This is a genomic window from Pseudoxanthomonas sp. Soil82 (assembly GCF_040446535.1).
GTDB classification, from domain to species: Bacteria; Pseudomonadota; Gammaproteobacteria; order Xanthomonadales; family Xanthomonadaceae; genus Pseudoxanthomonas; species Pseudoxanthomonas kaohsiungensis.
In genome coordinates, this window is the sequence record NZ_JBEAAK010000001.1 from 501893 (window position 1) to 519373 (window position 17481).

At 71.3% G+C, this 17481-nt stretch carries 13 protein-coding genes; 4 read left to right on the forward strand and 9 right to left on the reverse strand.

Features of this window, described 5'->3' with window-relative positions; translation table 11 throughout:
• Window positions 1-134: 134 nt before the first annotated feature.
• On the forward strand, window positions 135-1376 hold the full coding sequence (locus tag ABKA19_RS02190) for a TCR/Tet family MFS transporter (RefSeq protein WP_353687451.1): 1242 nt from the start codon (window positions 135-137) through the stop codon (window positions 1374-1376).
• A 172-nt stretch (window positions 1377-1548) separates the two neighbouring features.
• Here the strand turns inward: ABKA19_RS02190 and ABKA19_RS02195 are convergent, their stop codons facing one another.
• The gene (locus ABKA19_RS02195) at window positions 1549-1977 is read right to left on the reverse strand and encodes a PepSY domain-containing protein (RefSeq protein ID WP_353687452.1); all 429 of its coding nucleotides are present in this window, start codon (window positions 1975-1977) and stop codon (window positions 1549-1551) included.
• A gap of 220 nt (window positions 1978-2197) precedes the next feature.
• Between ABKA19_RS02195 and ABKA19_RS02200 the strand changes: the two genes are divergently transcribed.
• Together ABKA19_RS02200 and ABKA19_RS02205 are read left to right on the forward strand one after the other, a co-directional pair.
• The gene (locus ABKA19_RS02200) at window positions 2198-2740 is read left to right on the forward strand and encodes a biliverdin-producing heme oxygenase (protein WP_353687453.1); all 543 of its coding nucleotides are present in this window, start codon (window positions 2198-2200) and stop codon (window positions 2738-2740) included.
• The gene (locus tag ABKA19_RS02205) at window positions 2737-4644 is read left to right on the forward strand and encodes a GAF domain-containing protein (RefSeq protein ID WP_353687454.1); all 1908 of its coding nucleotides are present in this window, start codon (window positions 2737-2739) and stop codon (window positions 4642-4644) included. Before ABKA19_RS02200 ends, ABKA19_RS02205 begins: the two co-directional genes overlap by 4 nt.
• Here the strand turns inward: ABKA19_RS02205 and ABKA19_RS02210 are convergent, their stop codons facing one another.
• From ABKA19_RS02210 to ABKA19_RS02230, 5 genes are all read right to left on the reverse strand, one after another.
• Complete coding sequence (locus ABKA19_RS02210; RefSeq protein ID WP_353687455.1) at window positions 4645-5406, reverse strand: NRDE family protein; 762 nt, start codon at window positions 5404-5406, stop codon at window positions 4645-4647.
• Window positions 5407-5425: 19 nt separating this feature from the next.
• Entirely contained in the window at window positions 5426-6304 is an 879-nt protein-coding gene (locus ABKA19_RS02215; RefSeq protein WP_353687456.1) for a methylglyoxal synthase, read from the reverse strand.
• A gap of 51 nt (window positions 6305-6355) precedes the next feature.
• Window positions 6356-6517, reverse strand: a complete 162-nt coding sequence (locus tag ABKA19_RS02220; RefSeq protein WP_353687457.1) for a hypothetical protein — start codon at window positions 6515-6517, stop codon at window positions 6356-6358.
• Between the two features lie 188 nt (window positions 6518-6705).
• Window positions 6706-7896, reverse strand: a complete 1191-nt coding sequence (locus tag ABKA19_RS02225) for a benzoate/H(+) symporter BenE family transporter (RefSeq protein ID WP_353687458.1) — start codon at window positions 7894-7896, stop codon at window positions 6706-6708.
• A gap of 109 nt (window positions 7897-8005) precedes the next feature.
• Window positions 8006-8593, reverse strand: a complete 588-nt coding sequence (locus ABKA19_RS02230) for a TM7S3/TM198-like domain-containing protein (protein ID WP_353687459.1) — start codon at window positions 8591-8593, stop codon at window positions 8006-8008.
• 157 nt (window positions 8594-8750) lie between these two features.
• On the opposite strand from ABKA19_RS02230, the gene adhP reads away from it, so the two are divergent.
• Window positions 8751-9779, forward strand: coding sequence for an alcohol dehydrogenase AdhP (gene adhP, locus ABKA19_RS02235; RefSeq protein WP_353687460.1), 1029 nt, complete (start codon window positions 8751-8753; stop codon window positions 9777-9779).
• A 625-nt stretch (window positions 9780-10404) separates the two neighbouring features.
• On the opposite strand, the gene ABKA19_RS02240 is transcribed toward adhP, so the two are convergent.
• The 3 genes from ABKA19_RS02240 to ABKA19_RS02250 form a co-directional block, all read right to left on the reverse strand.
• Window positions 10405-11883 (reverse strand): glutamate synthase small subunit GltD family protein, encoded by a 1479-nt coding sequence (locus ABKA19_RS02240; RefSeq protein ID WP_353687461.1) that lies wholly within the window; start codon window positions 11881-11883, stop codon window positions 10405-10407.
• Between the two features lie 273 nt (window positions 11884-12156).
• The gene (gene gltB / locus ABKA19_RS02245; RefSeq protein ID WP_353687462.1) at window positions 12157-16632 is read right to left on the reverse strand and encodes a glutamate synthase large subunit; all 4476 of its coding nucleotides are present in this window, start codon (window positions 16630-16632) and stop codon (window positions 12157-12159) included.
• A gap of 327 nt (window positions 16633-16959) precedes the next feature.
• Window positions 16960-17349, reverse strand: a complete 390-nt coding sequence (locus ABKA19_RS02250; protein ID WP_353687463.1) for an I78 family peptidase inhibitor — start codon at window positions 17347-17349, stop codon at window positions 16960-16962.
• Window positions 17350-17481: the final 132 nt, after the last annotated feature.

Consider the following 17481-nt stretch of genomic DNA (forward strand, 5'->3'; position numbering starts at 1 on the left):
CCCCGGAGTCGCCGATAAGGATCGGCTCCTACACCACGGGGCGCGGATAGGTGGCGAGGCCGTACACTGCGCGACTTCGGGCTGCGACGCGCAGGCGCTTCGGGCGACGCCGCCGGCACACACAGGACATGCGAGTGGATTCCTCCCTGCATCGGCCGGCCGCGCGGCGCGCGGCGCTGGCCTTCATCTTCGTCACCGTGCTGATCGACGTGCTCGCCTTCGGCGTGATCATCCCGGTGCTGCCGCACCTGGTGGAGGCCTTCACCGGCGGCGACATCGCCAGCGCCGCGCGCTGGGTCGGCGTGTTCGGCATGGTCTTCGCCGCGGTGCAGTTCGTGTCCACGCCGGTACAGGGCGCGCTGTCGGACCGCTACGGGCGGCGCCCGGTGATCCTGCTGTCATGCCTGGGGCTGGGCCTGGACTTCGTGTTCATGGCACTGGCCGGTTCGCTGCCGATGCTGCTGGCCGGACGGATCATCTCCGGCATCTTCTCGGCCAGCTTCACCACCGCCAACGCATACATCGCCGACGTCACCCCGCCGGACCGGCGCGCGAAGAGCTACGGCATGATCGGCGCCGCGTTCGGCCTGGGTTTCGTGATCGGCCCGCTGATCGGCGGCTGGCTGGGCGGGATCGACCTGCGCCTGCCGTTCTGGTTCGCCGCGGGGCTGGCGCTGCTGAACTTCCTCTACGGCTGGTTCGTGCTGCCCGAGTCGCTGCCGCCGGAGCGCCGCTCGCCGCGGTTCGACACGGCCCACGCCAATCCGTTCGGGGCGCTGGTGCTGCTGCGCGCATATCCGCAGGTGTTCGGCCTGGCCGCGGTGGTGTTCCTGGCCAACCTGGCCCACTACGTCTACCCGAGCATCTTCGTGCTGTTCGCCGACTACCGCTACCAGTGGGGGCCGCGCGAGGTGAGCTGGGTGCTGGCGGCGGTGGGCGTGCTCAGCATCATCGTCAACGTGGGCCTGGTCGGGCGCACGGTCCGGGCGATCGGCGAGCGGCGCACGCTGCTGCTCGGCCTGGCCTGCGGCGTGGCCGGCTTCGTCATCTACGGCCTGGCCGGCCACGGCTGGCTGTTCCTCGTCGGCTTGCCGGTGAGTGCGTTGTGGGCGCTCGCCGCGCCGGCGACGCAGGCGCTGATCACGCGCCAGGTGGGGCCGGAAGTGCAGGGGCGCATCCAGGGCGCACTGATGAGCCTGACCAGCCTGGCGGGCATCGCCGGGCCGCTGGTGTTCGCCAACGTGTTCGCGATCTTCGTCGGTGCGGATGCGCCGGCGCAGCTGCCGGGGGCACCGTGGCTGCTGGCGGCCCTGCTGCTGGCGTGCGCCTGGTTCGTTGGTTGGCGTCACGCCCCGCGGCATCCCGCGCCTGCGTAGGAGCCGATCCTTATCGGCGACACGGGCGCCGCCGGTCGCAGCATCGCGCGGGAAGCGGTGACGCCTGCATTACCGGTGGTTCGGGTGCCCGACTGCCCCGGGCCGCCGATAAGGATCGGCTCCTACAATTCGCGCCGCCGGTGGCCACGGGTGGTGGCCACCGGCGCGAGCGTCAGTCGTTGTCCACGGTCAGGATGCGGCCATCCTTCGCGTCGACGCGCACTTCGATGTTCTTGCCGTCGTCGCGCTCGGCGTCGGCCTTCCACACGCCGTCGTCGTAATCCACGTCGTGCACCTTCGAGTAGCCGGCGGCGGTCACCTTGGCCTTGACGTCGTCGGCGGTGAGGTTGGAGACGACGTCCTCGGCATAGACCTTGCCGGTGGCGTCGACGCGCAGGTCGATGCGGTTGCCGTCGGCGCTGGTGGCATCGGTTTCCCACATGCCGTCCTCGAACTCGAGGTCGTCGATGCGGGTGTAGCCCTGCTTGGTCAGCAGTTCGCGCACCTGCGGCTCGGTCAACGACGCGGCCTTCTCGGCGGCGAAGGCGGCGGGGACGGTGGCCAGGGAAAGCAGGGCGATGGCAAGGGGGCGCAGCGTCATGTCGTTCTCCGGTGGGTTGGGGACGCCCACCCTGCACCGGCCCACCTCAGGGTCCGGTGAACGCGGCGATGTCGATACCGGGACCGTTCAGCGGCGTGAATGCCGGGCAGCAAGTCCACGCCAGGGCGGCTGTTACGCTGGCGCCCCGATGAGTGAAACCGCAGTCGCCAGCAAAGCCACCCGCACACGCAGCGCACGCACGGCCGGAGCCGCGGTCGCAATGCGCACGGCCACGCATTCCGCACACAGGGCGGTGGAGTCGCTGCCGCTGATGCGTGCACTGATGTCCGCCGACATCGACCCCTCGACCTACACCGACGTGCTGCGCCGGCAGTGGCGCGTCCATGCCGGCTGGGAGCAGGCGAACGCGGACTGGCTGCGGGCGCAGGCGTGGGCCTACCGGCCGCGCACGCCGGCATTGCGCGCCGACCTGGACTGGTTGCAGGCCGGAGCGCCGGACGGTGCGCCGATGCCGGCGCCCCGGGTGGTGGACGACGCCAGTGGCTGGGGCATGCTCTACGTCGTGGAAGGCTCGGCGCTGGGTGGCCAGGTGATCGCCCGGCACCTGCGCCGCACCCGGCCGGAGCTGGCCGGTGCCCTGCGGCACTTCGGCGCCGCGACGCCAGCGGGCCAGGAATGGCCGCGCTTCCAGGCCCTGCTCGAGCGGCACCTGCGCGATGCCACCGCGCTTGCCCGCGCGATCGACGGCGCGCGCGCATTGTTCGCCCACTTCCACCACCACCTTGCCGGCGCTCGCGCATGACCGGGCCTGCCGACCTCGACGCCTGCGCGCGCGAACCGATCCACATCCCCGGATCGATCCAGCCGCACGGCGTGCTGCTGGTGGTCGATCCGGCCGACGGCCGCGTGCTGCAGGCAAGCGCCAATGCCGCCGCCGTGCTGCTGACCGACGGCGTCGGCCGCGTGGCCGGCGAGCAGTTCGGCGCGCTGGTGCAGGTCGATCCCGGACAGGCCGCGTGGCTGCACCCGACCGAGGGCGTCGTCCACGTGCCCGCGGCGCCCTGCACGGTGGTGCAGACCGGCGACATCGGCTGGAACGCGGTCTGGCACCTGTATCCGCGCCATTGGCTGCTGGAACTGGAGCCGGCGCGCGGGGCTTCGTCGCTGGCGCTGACCGACGCCTTGCGTGCGCAGCGCCAGATCGACCGCGCCGGCAGCATCGCCCTGGCCGCGCACCACGCCGCCGCGGAGATCCGGGCGCTGACCGGCTACGACCGGGTCATGGTCTACCGCTTCGACGAGCACTGGCACGGCGACGTGATCGCCGAAGTCCACCGCGCCGGGCTCGAGAGCTACCTCGGCCTGCATTACCCGGCCAGCGACATCCCGGTGCAGGCGCGCGCGCTGTACCTGCGCATGCGCGTCCGCCAGATCGTCGATGTCGGCTACGTGCCGGTGCCGATCGAGCCGCTGCTCGACCCGCGCGACGGGCAGCCGGTGGACCTGAGCGACGTGGCGGTGCGCAGCGTCTCGCCCGTGCACTGCGAATACCTGGCCAACATGGGCGTGGCCGCGACCCTGGTGGCGTCGCTGGTGGTCAACAACCAGCTCTGGGGCCTGGTCGCCGGCCACCACTACCAGCCGCGCTTCATCGACGCGCCGCTGCGCGACGCCTGCGAGGCGATCAGCCAGGCGCTGGCCGCGCGCGTGGGCAGCCTGGCCGCGATCGAGCGCCTGGCCGACGAGGAAGTGCTGCTGACCGTGCGCGAGAAGCTGATCACGGCGTTCTCCGAAGCAGAGGCCTTCACCCCGGAGATACTCGACGGCCTGGCGCCGCACCTGATCGACGTGGTCGACGCCGACGGCGTGGCGGTATTCCATGGCGACCGGGTCAGCCGCCACGGCGCGCTCCCGGACGAGGCGTCGCTGGCGCGGATCCGCGAGGCCATGGAGGCAGCCGCGCCGGCGCGCGCCGGCGACGCCACCGGCGTGCTGCATGTGGACGCGATCGGCGAGGCCTTTCCACAGCTGGCCGACCTGGCGCCCGATGCGGCCGGGCTCGTGTACGTGCCGCTGGCGCCCAAGGCGCGCAGCGCGTTGCTGTGGACGCGCCGGGAGCAGGTGCGGACCGTGAACTGGGCCGGGAACCCCGCGCTGTCCAAGCTGGCCGACATCCCCGGCGCCAGGCTGTCGCCGCGCAAGAGCTTCGAACTGTGGCAGGACATCGTGCGCGGCCGCGCGCGGCCGTGGTCGCCGCTGCACCTGGAATCGGCGCGTAGCCTGCGCCTGCTGATCGAGTTGATGGAACGCAAGCGCGACCGCCAGGACCTGGCGCTGATGGAAGCCACCCTCACCCGCATGCGCCACGGCGTGGCGATCATCGAGCGCACCGGGTCGCCGGCCACCAGCCGGCTGGCATTCGCCAACCCCGCGTTCGCCCGGGCCAGCGGCTCCGGCACCACCGCGCTGATCGGCCAGGCGCTGGCGTCACTGGAGCCGGTGCTGTCGGCGGCAATGGCCGCCGCGCGGGTGGAGCAGCGCCTGGGCGAAGGCCGCGCCTTCGGCGAATGCCTGCCGTTGCAGGGCGAGGATGGCGTGCTGCGCGACTGGCTGTTCGAGTTCGAGCCGCTGCAGGCTGGCGATGACGCCCAGCACTGGCTGTTGCAGCTGCGCGAAGCGGATCCGCGGCCGGAAGGCGGCCGCTAGCTAGCGCAGTTCGACCCGCGACTGGCCGAGCGGCACGCCCATCGGTCCCCAGCGGGCCTCGACGATCACGCCCCCGCCGTCGCGGTCCAGCGCGACCACCGTGCTGGCCCGGGTGCCGTAGTCGTCGCCGCGGATGAAGGCCGACGACAGCCAGCGCTCGCGCTCCAGCCCGATGCCGGTGTCGGGCAGTTGCGCGTCGGGCCAGCGGGTTTCGTCGGCGAGGGCCGCGAACAGCGGCGCGAAGTCGTCGTCGCCGCCAGCATCGATCCAGCGGCGCAGCGCGGCGCCGAGCGCGACCGCCTTCGGCCACGGCGTGTCGAGCTGCGCATTGGACAGCACGTGCACGCCGGGGCCGGGATGGGCCATGCGCGGGTGCGGCAGGTTGCCGGTCCAGGTGCAGTCCTGGGCGTCGGCGAGCAGCAGGTTGAAGGGGCGGTACGCCGGGGCGTCGGCCTGCAATGCCCGGGCACGCACCGCCGCGCCTTCGTCGCCGCGCAGGTAGTCGCTGGCGAGCAGGCCGCGCGACAGCCCGTCCTGCGGCGCGCGCAGGTCGCGCACGTTGGTCACCAGTGCGCAGCGGCCGCGTCCGTCCACGCCGAGCCAGGTACCGCCGGCTTCCAGGTCGCGGCCGGCGACGATGCCGGAGCCGTCGTCCCACGCGGCCAGGGCCGCGGTCGGGCGCGCGTGGAACTCGTCGCGGTTGCCGGCCAGCAGCATGCGCCAGCGCGGATGCGCGTTCCAGGCGAAGGCGACCACGCACATGGCTGCAGGCCTGCGGCGGTCAGGCGCGCATCGACGCGCGGCGGCGCGCGGCGGCGACCCAGCGCACGGCCACCGCCGGCGAGGTGATGCACACCGCCTCGTCGGTCACGGTCGTCACCGCGCGCTCGAGCAGCTGGATGTCGGCCTCGTGCTGGCGCGCCACGTGCGGATCCTCGAAGAACACCGCGCGCTGGCAGCGGCGCTCCAGCACCAGGTCGGCGATCTGCGCGTCGCCGCCCATCGGCCCGCTGAGGAAGCGGTGCACCCAGGGCGCGTCCTGCGGCCAGCCGCGGCTCCAGGCCATCTCGTTGAGGCGCTGGCCGGTGGTGCCGGTGGCCACGCGCCGCTCGAAGCGCGACAGCAGGTCGTAGTGCTCCGACGCGAAGGCCAGCATCTGCGGCTTCATCGCGTCGTGGGCGATCATCGCCAGTGTCTGGGACTCGAACGCGTGCAGGCGGTCGGCGCCCGGATCCGGCGCCAGCCCGGCGAGGATGCGCTCGTTCTCGATCCAGTCGCGGGCGCTGGCCACGGTGGAAATGAAGGGCTTGCCGTGGATCACGCACTGGCGCTTGAGCGCCACCGCTTCGGGGAAGATCGAGGACGGGTCGACCGGATCGATGAGGTAGATCGCGCCGTCCAGCGTGCGCGCGTCGCCTTCCATGCCCACGACTTCGGCGACCAGCTTCATCAGCCCGCCTTCGCGCCCGTAGGGATAGCGCTTCAGCCCGGCATGGCCGGCGAGCATGCCGGCCGCGGCGATCGCATCATGGGTGCGGCCGACCGCGTGCAGCTCCAGGCCCAGTTCGCGGATGCCCGCCTCGCTGGCGCGCAGCCAGCGGAACAGCGCGGCGTCCTCGGTGGCGTGGTGCAGGCGGTTGGCGGCGAGGCCCAGGCGCATGGCTGGCGTTCCGTCGGTGCGGCGGGAACGCCAGTCTAACCGCCCGCCCCGCTAGAGCAGCCAGTCCTCGACCAGTGCTGGCATCGGCGCGTCGTCGATCGGGTTGGAACCATGGATGCGCAGGCGTTCGGCGTCGCCCTGCGCGTGTGCGGTGGTTGCGCCCGCAGCCAATGCCAGCAGCGCGAACGCCGCGCGTGCGATCAATGCGGTCATGATGATCACCGCCGCGAAGCGCGGGGAGCGTGGCCAGCGTCGATGACAGCACGATGGTCGCGTACCCGCCTCGCACACGACCGGCGACCGTGCGGTGACGAGCCTGCGACGCGACCGTCGCCACGTAGAGCGGGGCTCGCCCCGCTGCCACGTGCCACGTAGAGCGGGGCTCGCCCCGCTGCCCCGCGTCAGGTCCGCGCCGCGCGCGGCTTCAGCACCAGCCGCACGACCACGCCCGCCAGCAGCCCCCAGAACGCGGCACCGATGCCGAACAGCGCCAGCCCGGAGGCGGTGACCAGGAAGGTCACCAGCGCGGCCTCGCGTTCGTCCTCCTCGCGCAGCGCCGTGGCCAGGCTGCCGCCGAGCGTGCCCAGCAGGGCGATCCCGGCGATGGCCACCACCAGTTCGCCCGGGAAGGCGGCCAGCAGCGCGGCGACGGTGGCGCCAAACACGCCGATAAGCAGGTAGAACACGCCGGCCCACATTGCGGCCACGTAGCGGCGCGCCGGATCCGGATGCGCTTCCGGGCCCATGCAGATCGCCGCGGTGATCGCGGCCAGGTTGAGCGAGAACGCACCGAACGGCGCCAGCAGCACGGTCGCCACGCCGGTCCAGCCGATCGCCGGCGAGACCGGGACCGGATAGCCCGAGGCGCGGATCACCGCGATCCCCGGCACGTTCTGCGAGGCCATGGTCACCACGAACAGCGGCAGCGCCACGCCCAGCACGGCCGCCAGGCTCGGTCTCGGCGTCGTCCAGACCGGGCGCGCCAGTTCCAGCGACAGCCCGTCCATGCGCATCAGGCCGGTGGCCGCGGCCACGGCCACGCCGGCCGCCAGGGTTGCGATCACCGCGTAGCGAGGCCACTGGCGCCGCGCGACCAGCCAGGCGGCCAGCATCGCCAGCACCAGCAACGGCTGGGCCTGGATCGCGCCGAACGCATCCAGGCCGAAGCGCAGCAGCACGCCGGCGAGCATGGCCGCGGCCAGCGGCAGCGGAATGCGCCCGAGCATGCGCTCGAAGATCCCGCTGAACCCGGCCACCACCACCAGCAGCGCCGCCAGCAGGAAGCCGGCGACCGCCTCGTCCATCGGCACGCCGGCGGTGCTGGCCACCAGCATCGCCGCGCCCGGCGTGGACCAGGCGGTGACCACCGGCATCTTCCAGCGCAGCGACAGCGCGATGCAGGTCAGGCCCATGCCGATGCCCAGCGCCCACATCCACGAAGCCGTCTGCGCCGGCGTGGCGCCCAGCGCCTGCGCGGCCTGGAACACGATGGCCACCGAACTGGCAAAACCCACCAGTACGGTGACGAAGCCGGCAGCAATGGCCGACAGTGACTGGTCGCGCAGCAGGCGACGGAACGTGGATGCGCTCATCGCCGCCATTGTGGCGTGCACGCGCGACGCGCGGGACCCGCCGCGCGCGACGCTGCGTGCCGGCAAGTGGACGACGACCGGCCCGGCGCAGGGCCGGGCCGGCGGCCGGTCAGCGGATGAACGCCCCGCTGCGGCGCAGGTTGCGGGTGCGCGCCTGGGCTAGGAAGCTGATCGTCGCCAGCAGCACGAACACCACCAGCGTGCGCGCGGTGACCGGCATCATGCCGTTCGCGGCCTGCGCGCCGAAGATCAGGGCCAGCCCGGTGACGCTGAAGTAGGCCCCGGCGATCGCCGAGGACAGGATCGTCAGCCATTGCCCCAGGTAGCGTCCGCCGAAGGCCCCGGCGCCGACGCCGGCCAGCGCCAGCACGGTCAGCAGCCAGCTGCCGCCGATGCCGACCAGCGAGGCGAAGAACAGCGCCAGCACCAGGCCGAGGATCGCGCCGGCCGCGTACACGGCCAGCGAGGCGAACGAGTACAGCACCCCGCCCAGTGCCGCGCCGAGGATGATGGCGATGATGGTCTGGATCGCCGGGCTGGGTCCGCCGCTGATCGTGCCCAGCGTGGCCGAGACCAGGCCGAAGCCGATGTAGAAGCCGGCGAAGGCCAGCACGACCCGGAACATGGTGGCGCCGTACACGATCATTACCGTGCCGCAAGCCAGGGCGATCACGCCCCAGAGGAACGCGTGGTCCATCGCACTACTCCCGTCGGGTGGGACGTGCGCGGATCGTAGCAGGGCTGGCCCGCGGCCGGGCCTGGCCGCCGGCGGCCGGATTGACCGTGATCAAGGAAGCGGCCACGGCACGGGGATACGTTGGACTTCCCCCTGTCCCATCCGGCGAGGATCGACCATGGACAAGACGATGAAGGCCGCGGTCGTGCGCGGTTTCGGCCAGCCACTGGTGATCGAGGAAGTCGCCGTGCCCCGCCCGGGCCCGGGCGAGGTGCTGGTCAGGATCGAAGCCTGCGGCGTCTGCCACACCGACCTGCATGCGGCCGAAGGCGACTGGCCGGTCAAGCCGAATCCCCCGTTCATCCCAGGCCACGAGGGCGTGGGCCACGTGGTCGCCGTCGGCACCGGGGTCGTGCATGTGCGCGAAGGCGACCGGGTCGGCATTCCCTGGCTGTACTCGGCCTGCGGCCATTGCGAGCACTGCCTCGGGGGCTGGGAGACGCTGTGCGAGGCGCAGCAGAACACCGGCTATTCGGTCAACGGCGGCTTCGCCCAGTACGCCCTGGCCAACGCCGGCTATGTCGGCCACTTGCCAAAGGACATCGGCTTCGTCGAGATCGCGCCGGTGCTGTGCGCGGGCGTGACCGTCTACAAGGGCCTGAAGATGACCGACACCCGCGCCGGCGAATGGGTGGTCGTGTCCGGCATCGGGGGCCTGGGGCACATGGCCGTGCAGTACGCCAGGGCGATGGGGATGAACGTGGCCGCGGTGGACGTGGACGAGGGCAAGCTGGCGCTGGCCAGGCGGCTGGGCGCGACCGTCACGGTCAATGCGCGCACCACCGATCCGGCGGCGTTCCTGAAGAAGGAGATCGGCGGCGCGCACGGGGCGCTGGTCACCGCGGTGTCGCCGAAGGCGTTCGAGCAGGCGCTGGGCATGATGCGCCGCGGCGGTACGGTCTCGCTGGTCGGCCTGCCGCCGGGCAGCTTCGCGCTGGACATCTTCGGCATGGTCCTCAACGGGATCACCGTGCGCGGCTCGATCGTCGGCACCCGGCTGGACCTGCAGGAATCGCTGGAGTTCGCCGCGCAGGGCAAGGTCGCCGCGACCGTGGCCGCCGACCGGCTGGAGAACATCAACGACATCTTCGCGCGCATGCATCGGGGCGAGATCGAGGGCCGTATCGTGCTGGACATGGCGGCCTGACTGCGGTCGGCAGTCTTCGGTGATCGTGGCCAGCCGATCGATGCGCTGGCTTCGATCCTGGCTGGACGAAGCGCTGGCTCCTTCGGGGGCCGCCGCACCCCGGGGCCATGGCCCACCCTTCGGGACGACGTCCTGTCTTTACGAAGGGCCGTGGCACATCCCTGTGCCACTTGGGCCATGGCCCCGGGGTGCGACGTCCTCGGCGATCTTCAAGGTCGTGGCTTCGATCAGGAAAAGCCCGAACGCCACGCCAGCGCAGCCGCGACCCCTCGTGGAGTGCCATCACTCCTGGGCATCGGAACGACGAAGCCACGAACCCAATGCACCCGAGGACGTCGTTCTGCCGCACCGGGGGTCGAGCGGCACAGGGATGTGCCGCGCTCGCGATTTGCGGCACGGACGCCGGTATGAGCGACGACCCCCGGTGCGGCAGAACGGCGGCCCCCTCCGGAGCCGACACCCGCCTGCATTTGGCTTTGGTGTTCGCTTGGGCCTGGGCCTGGGCTCGGGCGTGGGCCTGGGCTGGGACCCAGCCATCTTCAGTCGGCCCTGCCCGCAACCGGAAGTGGATAAAGAGAAGGCCCCGGTCTCCCGGGGCCCTTCGTACGTCGCCTTTCAAGTGCGCTCAGGCCGCCGCCGGCTCGGCCGGTTGCGCCTGAACCGCCAGCAGCTCGGCGATGCTCTGCGCCGCATCGCGCCCCTCGGCGACCGCGGTGACCACCAGGTCGGCACCGCGCACCGCATCGCCGCCGGCGAACACGCGCGGATGGGTGGTCTGGTACGGCAGGCGGTCGCTGCCGCCGGCCACGATCCGGCCGTTGGGCGTGCCTTCGATGCCCAGCGCCGACATCCACTCCGGCACCTCGGGCGAGAAGCCGAATGCGATCACCACCACGTCGGCTTCGATCACCGATTCGCTGCCCTCGATCGGCACCGCGTTGCGGCGGCCGCGCGCGTCCGGCTCGCCGAGCATGGTTTCAACGACCCGCACGCCGGTGACGCGATTGTCCGCGTCGGTCTCGATCGCCAGCGGCTGGCGGTTGAACAGGAAGCGCACCCCTTCCTCGCGCGCGTTGCCGACCTCGCGCGCCGAGCCGGGCATGGAGGCTTCGTCGCGGCGGTAGGCGCAGGTCACCTTGCCGGCACCCAGCCGGATCGCGCTGCGCACGCAGTCCATGCCGGTGTCGCCGCCGCCGAGCACGACCACGCGCTTGCCGGCCAGGTCGGGCAGCTTGATCTTGTCTTCCCAGCCGGCGATCGGCCTTCCCCACGTGTCGTTGCCGGCGACGATGCGGCCGTTCTGCACCAGGAACGGCAGCGCCGGCAGTACGCCCTCGCCGTCCTGGCCGGGCAGGCCGCCATCGGTGTAGCGGTAGGCGCCGGTACCGAGGAACACCGCGTCGTACTCTTCCAGCAGCTGTTCGATGGTCACGTCGCGGCCGACTTCCACGCCCAGGCGGAACTCGATGCCCATGCCTTCGAGCACCTCGCGGCGCTTGGCGATCACCGCCTTGTCGAGCTTGAAGGTCGGAATGCCGAACTGGAGCAGGCCGCCGATCTGCTCGTAGCGGTCGTACACCACGGCGTGGATGCCGGCGCGCGCCAGGCGATCGGCGCAACCGATGCCGGCCGGGCCGGCGCCGACCACCGCCACCCGCCTGCCGGTGGCCACGACCTCGGACAGGTCCGGGCGCCAGCCCTGGGCGAAGGCGGTGTCGACGATGTACTTCTCCACCGCGCCGATGGTCACCGCGCCGAAGCCGTCGTTGAGCGTGCAGCTGCCCTCGCACAGGCGGTCCTGCGGGCAGACGCGGCCGCACACTTCCGGCAACGGGTTGGTCGAGTGGCACAGTTCGGCCGCCTCGAGGATGCGGTTCTCCTGGACCAGCTGCAGCCATTGCGGGATGGCGTTGTGCACCGGGCACTTCCAGCTGCAGTACGGGTTGCCGCAGTCCAGGCAGCGCCCGGACTGGTGCGCGGCTTCGGCCTGCCCGAACTTGCCGTACAGCTCGCCCCAGTCGCCGGAAGTGCGTAGCTCCAGCGGGATGCGTCGCGGCATCTCGCGCGGCAGGTCGAGGAATTGGAAAACTTGCTTGCGGCTCATGGCTGTCTTTTCCGTCGTCCCCGCGTAGGCGGGGACCCAGTGACTACGCTTCGTTGGGTCTTCAGGCGGTCGCGGGTTTTCGCGCCCGCGCGCCGAAGGCGCTGGGCTCCCGCCTGCGCGGGAGCGACGTAGTAATTCGTGGACCCCGCTGGAGGAAAGCCCCCTTGGCAAGGGGGCGCCCCGAAGGGGCGGGGATCGGAAGTGCGAAGTGGGGCCCACAGTTTGCAACGCAAACTGCGGGAGCTTCTATGCGGAGCATGGAAGCGGCACCCGTCATGCCGCTCTCCGCAACGTGTCGGCCAGCGACTCGATGCTCGCCGCCTTCGGCTTGACCAGCCAGAACTTGCCGACGTAGTCGCGGAACTCGTCCAGGATCTGCTGCGCCCAGATGCTGCCGGTCAGTTCGCGGTGGCGGCTGACCAGGCGGTGCAGGTGCTGGCGGTAGTTCTCGAAGCCTTCCGGGCTGATCCGGTGGATGTCGATCAGCTCGTGGTTGTAGCGGTCGACGAAGTCGCGGTCCTGGTCCAGCACGTAGGCCAGGCCGCCGGTGAAGCCGGCGCCGAAGTTCAGGCCGACCTTGCCCAGCACCAGCACCACGCCGCCGGTCATGTACTCGCAGCAGTGGTCGCCGGCGCCCTCCACCACCGCCAGCGCGCCGGAGTTGCGCACCGCGAAGCGCTCGCCGGCGCGGCCGGCGGCGAACAGCTCGCCACCGGTGGCGCCGTACAGGCAGGTGTTGCCGAGGATCGGCGTGCTGCGTGCCTCGTAGCGCGCGCCGCGCGGCGGGCGCACCACCAGGCGGCCGCCGGCCATGCCCTTGCCGACGTAGTCGTTGGCCTCGCCTTCCAGCTCCAGGTGCAGGCCGCCGGCGTTGAACGCGCCGAAGCTCTGCCCGGCGGTGCCGCGGAAGTGCAGGGTGATCGGCGCCTCGTCCATGCCGTGGTTGCCGTGCGCCTTGGCGATCGCGCCGGACAGGCGCGCGCCGATGCTGCGGTCGGTGTTGTGGATCAGGTAACGATGCTCGCCGCCGGACTTGTGGGCGATCGCATCGGCCAGCTGGATGTCGAGCTGGGTCGCCAGGCTGTCGGGCGATTCGTACAGGCGCGCGGCGGCGCAGCGGTCCTCGTCGCGCGGCGCCGGATGCAGCAGCCGCGACAGGTCCACGCGCACGCCTTCGCGCGGGGCGATGTCGAGCTGGCGCAGCAGGTCGGTGCGGCCGACGATCTCGTCCAGCGAGCGCGCGCCCAGCACCGACAGCCACTGCCGCACTTCCTCCGACAGCAGCCGGAAGAAGTTCTCCACGCGCTCGGGCAGGCCGGTGAAGTGCTGCTCGCGCAGGCGCTCGTCCTGGGTGGCCACGCCGGTGGCGCAGTTGTTGAGGTGGCAGATGCGCAGGTACTTGCAGCCCAGCACGATCATCGGCGCGGTGCCGAAGCCGAAGCTGTCGGCGCCCAGCAGCGCGGCCTTGACCACATCCAGGCCGGTCTTGAAGCCGCCATCGGTCTGCAGGATGGTGCGGTCGCGCAGGTCGTTGGCGACCAGCGCCTGGTGCGATTCGGCCAGGCCCAGTTCCCAGGGCCCGCCCGCGTAGCGGATCGAGCTGATCGGGCTGGCGCCGGTGCCGCCGTCATGGCCGGACACGGTGATCAGGTCGGCGCCGGCCTTGACCACGCCCGCCGCGATCGTGCCCACGCCCGCGTGCGAGACCAGCTTCACCGACACCAGCGCCTGCGGGTTGACCTGCTTGAGGTCGTAGATCAGCTGGGCCAGGTCTTCGATCGAATAGATGTCGTGGTGCGGTGGCGGACTGATCAGGCCGATGCCCGGACGCGCGTAACGCAGGCGCGCGATCAGCTCGTTGACCTTGTGCCCGGGCAGCTGCCCGCCTTCGCCGGGCTTGGCGCCCTGGGCGACCTTGATCTGCAGCACTTCGGCATTGACCAGGTACTCGGGGGTGACGCCGAAGCGGCCCGAGGCGACCTGCTTGATCTTGCTGCGCTTCTCGGTGCCGTAGCGGGCCGGGTCTTCGCCGCCCTCGCCGGAGTTGGAACGCCCGCCCAGCCGGTTCATGGCGATCGCCAGCGCCTCGTGCGCTTCCGGCGACAGCGCGCCCAGCGAGATGGCGGCGGTGTCGAAGCGGCGCAGCAGGTCCGAGGCCGGCGCCACCTGCTCCAGCGGCAGCGGCACCTCGGCCTTCTCCAGTTCCAGCAGGTCGCGCAGCGCCGACGGCGGACGCGAGTGCACCGCCTCGGTGTAGGCCTTCCAGTCGGCGGCATCGCCCGTGCGCGTGGCGCGCTGCAGGGTCATGACCACGTCCGGGTTGTACATGTGGTACTCGCCGCCGTGCACGTACTTGATCAGGCCGCCGACCTCGGGCTTCTTCAGCTCGTTCCAGGCCGCGGCCTGCAGCTCGCGGGCGTCGCGGTCCAGCCGCTCGAAGCCGGCCCCGCCCACGCGCGACGGCGTGCCGCCGAAGCACAGGTCGACCACCTCCTGCTCCAGGCCGACGATCTCGAACAGCTGCGCGCCGCGGTAGCTGGCGATCGTGGCGATGCCCATCTTCGAGATGATCTTGGACAGGCCCTTGTACAGGCCCTTGCGGTAGCTGCGGCCGACCTGCGCCGTCTCGCCGCCCTTCTTCAGCTGCAGGATGCCGCGCCGGCCCATGTCGAACAGGGTCTGGTACGACAGGTACGGGTACACCGCGGTGGCGCCGTTGCCGAGCAGGCAGGCCATGTGGTGCGGGTCGCGCGCGGTGCCGGTCTCGATGATCAGGTTGGCGTCGCAGCGCAGGCCGACCTTGCACAGGTGGTGGTGGACGGCGCCGGTGGCCAGCAGCGCATGCACCATCGGCCGGCCCGGCACCGGATAGCGGTCGGACAGCAGCAGCATGACCATGCCGTCGCGGACGGCCTGTTCGGCCTCGCGGCAGATCCGCTCGATACCGGCCTTCAGGCCTTCCTCGGTGCTGTACGACAGGTCGACCAGGCGGTTCTTCTCGGCGTACTGCGGCATCACCATCAGCTGGCGCAGCTTGCGCTGCGACAGCACCGGCGAGTTGAGGATGATGTGGTTCACCGTCTCCGGGCCGGCATGGAAGATGTTGGTCTCCTTGCCCAGCTGGGTGGCCAGCGACATCACGCAGTCTTCGCGCAGCGGGTCGATCGGCGGGTTGGTGACCTGCGCGAACGCCTGGCGGAAGTAGTCGTACAGCGGCCGGTTGCGCTGGCTGAGCACCGCCATCGGCGTGTCGTCGCCCATCGAGCCGGTCGCTTCCTGCTCAGTCTCGGCCATAGGCCGCAGCACCAGCTCCACTTCTTCGGTGCTGAGCTGGAACAGCTTGTGGTAGCTGCGCAGGGTCTTCTCGTCGAACGGCTCCTCGGCCAGCGACGGGTCGATCAGTTCGGTCTGCAGGTAGGTCACGCCCTGGTGCAGCCACTGCTTGTACGGCGCGCGCCCGCGGTTGATCCGGTCCACCGCCTCGCTGTCGAGCAAGTCGCCGCGACGCAGGTCGATGGCGATCATCTCGCCCGGGCCGAGCTTGCCCTTGCGCACGACCCGCTCGGTCGGCACCTCCCACACGCCCGCCTCGCTGGCGACGATGAAGTGGCGGTCGGAGGTGAGCAGCCAGCGCGACGGCCGCAGGCCGTTGCGGTCCAGCGTGCAGACCGCGTAGCGCGAATCGAGCGAGACGATGCCGGCCGGCCCGTCCCACGGCTCGGTGTTCAGGCCGTAGAACTCGTAGAACGCGGCCAGGTCCGGGTCCTTGAACTCCAGCGACTGGGTCGCCGGCGGCACCAGGATGCGCAGCGCCTGGATCAGCTCCATGCCGCCGGACACCAGCAGCTCGAGCATGTTGTCCAGGCTCTGCGAGTCCGAGCCGTGCATCGACACGATCGGTTCGAGCTCGGCGACGTCGAACTTCGGCGTCTTCCACACCTTGCCGCGGGCCTGCGCCCAGCGCCGGTTGCCCTCGATGGTGTTGATCTCGCCGTTGTGGGCGAGCATGCGGAATGGATGCGCCAGCGGCCAGCGCGGCAGGGTGTTGGTCGAGAAGCGCTGATGGAACACGATCGCGCTGGAGGCGAGGTCGGCGCGCTGCAGGTCGGTGTAGAAGCGGGCCAGCTTGTCCGGCAGGACCATGCCCTTGTAGCCGATGGAATGCGGCGACAGCGTGACCACGTAGTAGTCGGCGCATCCTTCGCCGGAGTCGGGACGCAGGCGCTGTTCGCTGCGGCGGCGCGCCAGGAACAGCGCCAGCGCGAAGGCCTCGTCGTCCTGGCCGCTGCCGGCCTCGACGAACAGCTGCTGGATCGCCGGCAGGGTGTCGCGCGCCAGCTGGCCGCAGACGCCGGGGTCGGTCGGCACCACGCGCCAGCCCTTGACCACCACTCCGACACGATGCAATTCGCCCTCGAGTACGTCGCGGCAATGGGCGGCCTGGGCTTCGTCGTGCGGCAGGAACACCAGGCCGGCGGCGAAGCGCGCGTTCGCGCCCAGCACGATGTTGGCCTCGTGGGCGAGCGCACGCAGGAACGCGGCCGGTTTGCGGATCAGCAGGCCGCAACCGTCGCCGGTCAGTCCGTCGGCGGCCACGCCGCCGCGGTGGGTCATGCGCGAAAGCGCGGCGATCGCCGTGTCGACCAGCGCGCGGGAGGGCTGGTCGTCGAGCTGGGCGATCATGCCGAAGCCGCAGGCGTCGCGTTCGGAGTTCGGGTCGTAAAGCCCGTGGCGGTTGCGGGGGGCCATCTGCATCTCGGAAAAAACAGGCGTGCCGGGCGCTGTTTCCCGGACGCAAGCGAAGGCGACACCGCACCGGTTTCTTTCGAAACTGGCGCTACCTGAATGTCACCGGAAGCCCGACTAAAACATAAGTGTTGCGGTGCCGCAACCGGCCTCCGCCAGGCAAAAAAGATGCATTCGAAACCGTCGCGTGAAGCCGGGCGTGCCCGGCTTTGGGCGCGCCTGCGATCGCGCGTGCAGCCGGGCGGTTCCGGCATTTTCCACGGGTGGCTTCAGCCGGGCGAGCCCGGCTCTACGGGTGCGTGGGAAGCGGGGCAAGCCCGCTCTACCGCGTCAGCCGCAGCGCACGGCGACGATCTTCTTCGTCGCATCGACTTCGATGTTCAGGCGCTCGCCGTCGAATTCCATCGTCACCATCTGGTCGGGTTCGAGCACGCGCACGGTCTTGGCGCCGGCGTCGGCGCGGGCCTGTTCGGCGGTGGCATCCTCCAGCACCTGGCCGACCAGGCCCTGGACCTGGGTGGCGTCGCAGGTGGGCGCCGGGGGCGGCGCATCGGCGGCGCCATTGGGCGGCGGCACCTTGGCCGACTCGGCGGCCTGCTGTGCGGCGGTGATCGCCTGCTCCTGCTCGGTGCCGTCGTCTTCGGGCGTGTTGCCCGGCGAACAGGCGGCCAGGACGGCGACGAGGGCGAGCGGCAGGAGGCGGGTGGCAGGTGCGGTCATGGGCGGTTTCCCGGTTGAGGTCGACATCCAGAGTGCCGCAGGGAACATTCGCGATGCGTTAACCGTTAAGCCGCCGCGGGACGCGTTGACGTGGACACTGCGCCGCCCTGCCGAGACTGTCGCCTCCCTGGT

Excerpts from the sequence above, each read along its gene's own strand:
- ABKA19_RS02195 (WP_353687452.1), bottom strand. The coding sequence starts at position 1,977 with ATGACGCTGCGCCCCCTTGCCATCGCCCTGCTTTCCCTGGCCACCGTC.
- ABKA19_RS02200 (WP_353687453.1), top strand. The coding sequence starts at position 2,198 with ATGCGCACGGCCACGCATTCCGCACACAGGGCGGTGGAGTCGCTGCCG.
- ABKA19_RS02205 (WP_353687454.1), top strand. The coding sequence starts at position 2,737 with ATGACCGGGCCTGCCGACCTCGACGCCTGCGCGCGCGAACCGATCCAC.
- ABKA19_RS02210 (WP_353687455.1), bottom strand. The coding sequence starts at position 5,406 with ATGTGCGTGGTCGCCTTCGCCTGGAACGCGCATCCGCGCTGGCGCATG.
- ABKA19_RS02215 (WP_353687456.1), bottom strand. The coding sequence starts at position 6,304 with ATGCGCCTGGGCCTCGCCGCCAACCGCCTGCACCACGCCACCGAGGAC.
- ABKA19_RS02220 (WP_353687457.1), bottom strand. The coding sequence starts at position 6,517 with ATGACCGCATTGATCGCACGCGCGGCGTTCGCGCTGCTGGCATTGGCT.
- ABKA19_RS02225 (WP_353687458.1), bottom strand. The coding sequence starts at position 7,896 with ATGAGCGCATCCACGTTCCGTCGCCTGCTGCGCGACCAGTCACTGTCG.
- ABKA19_RS02230 (WP_353687459.1), bottom strand. The coding sequence starts at position 8,593 with ATGGACCACGCGTTCCTCTGGGGCGTGATCGCCCTGGCTTGCGGCACG.
- adhP (WP_353687460.1), top strand. The coding sequence starts at position 8,751 with ATGGACAAGACGATGAAGGCCGCGGTCGTGCGCGGTTTCGGCCAGCCA.
- ABKA19_RS02240 (WP_353687461.1), bottom strand. The coding sequence starts at position 11,883 with ATGAGCCGCAAGCAAGTTTTCCAATTCCTCGACCTGCCGCGCGAGATG.
- gltB (WP_353687462.1), bottom strand. The coding sequence starts at position 16,632 with ATGGCCCCCCGCAACCGCCACGGGCTTTACGACCCGAACTCCGAACGC.
- ABKA19_RS02250 (WP_353687463.1), bottom strand. The coding sequence starts at position 17,349 with ATGACCGCACCTGCCACCCGCCTCCTGCCGCTCGCCCTCGTCGCCGTC.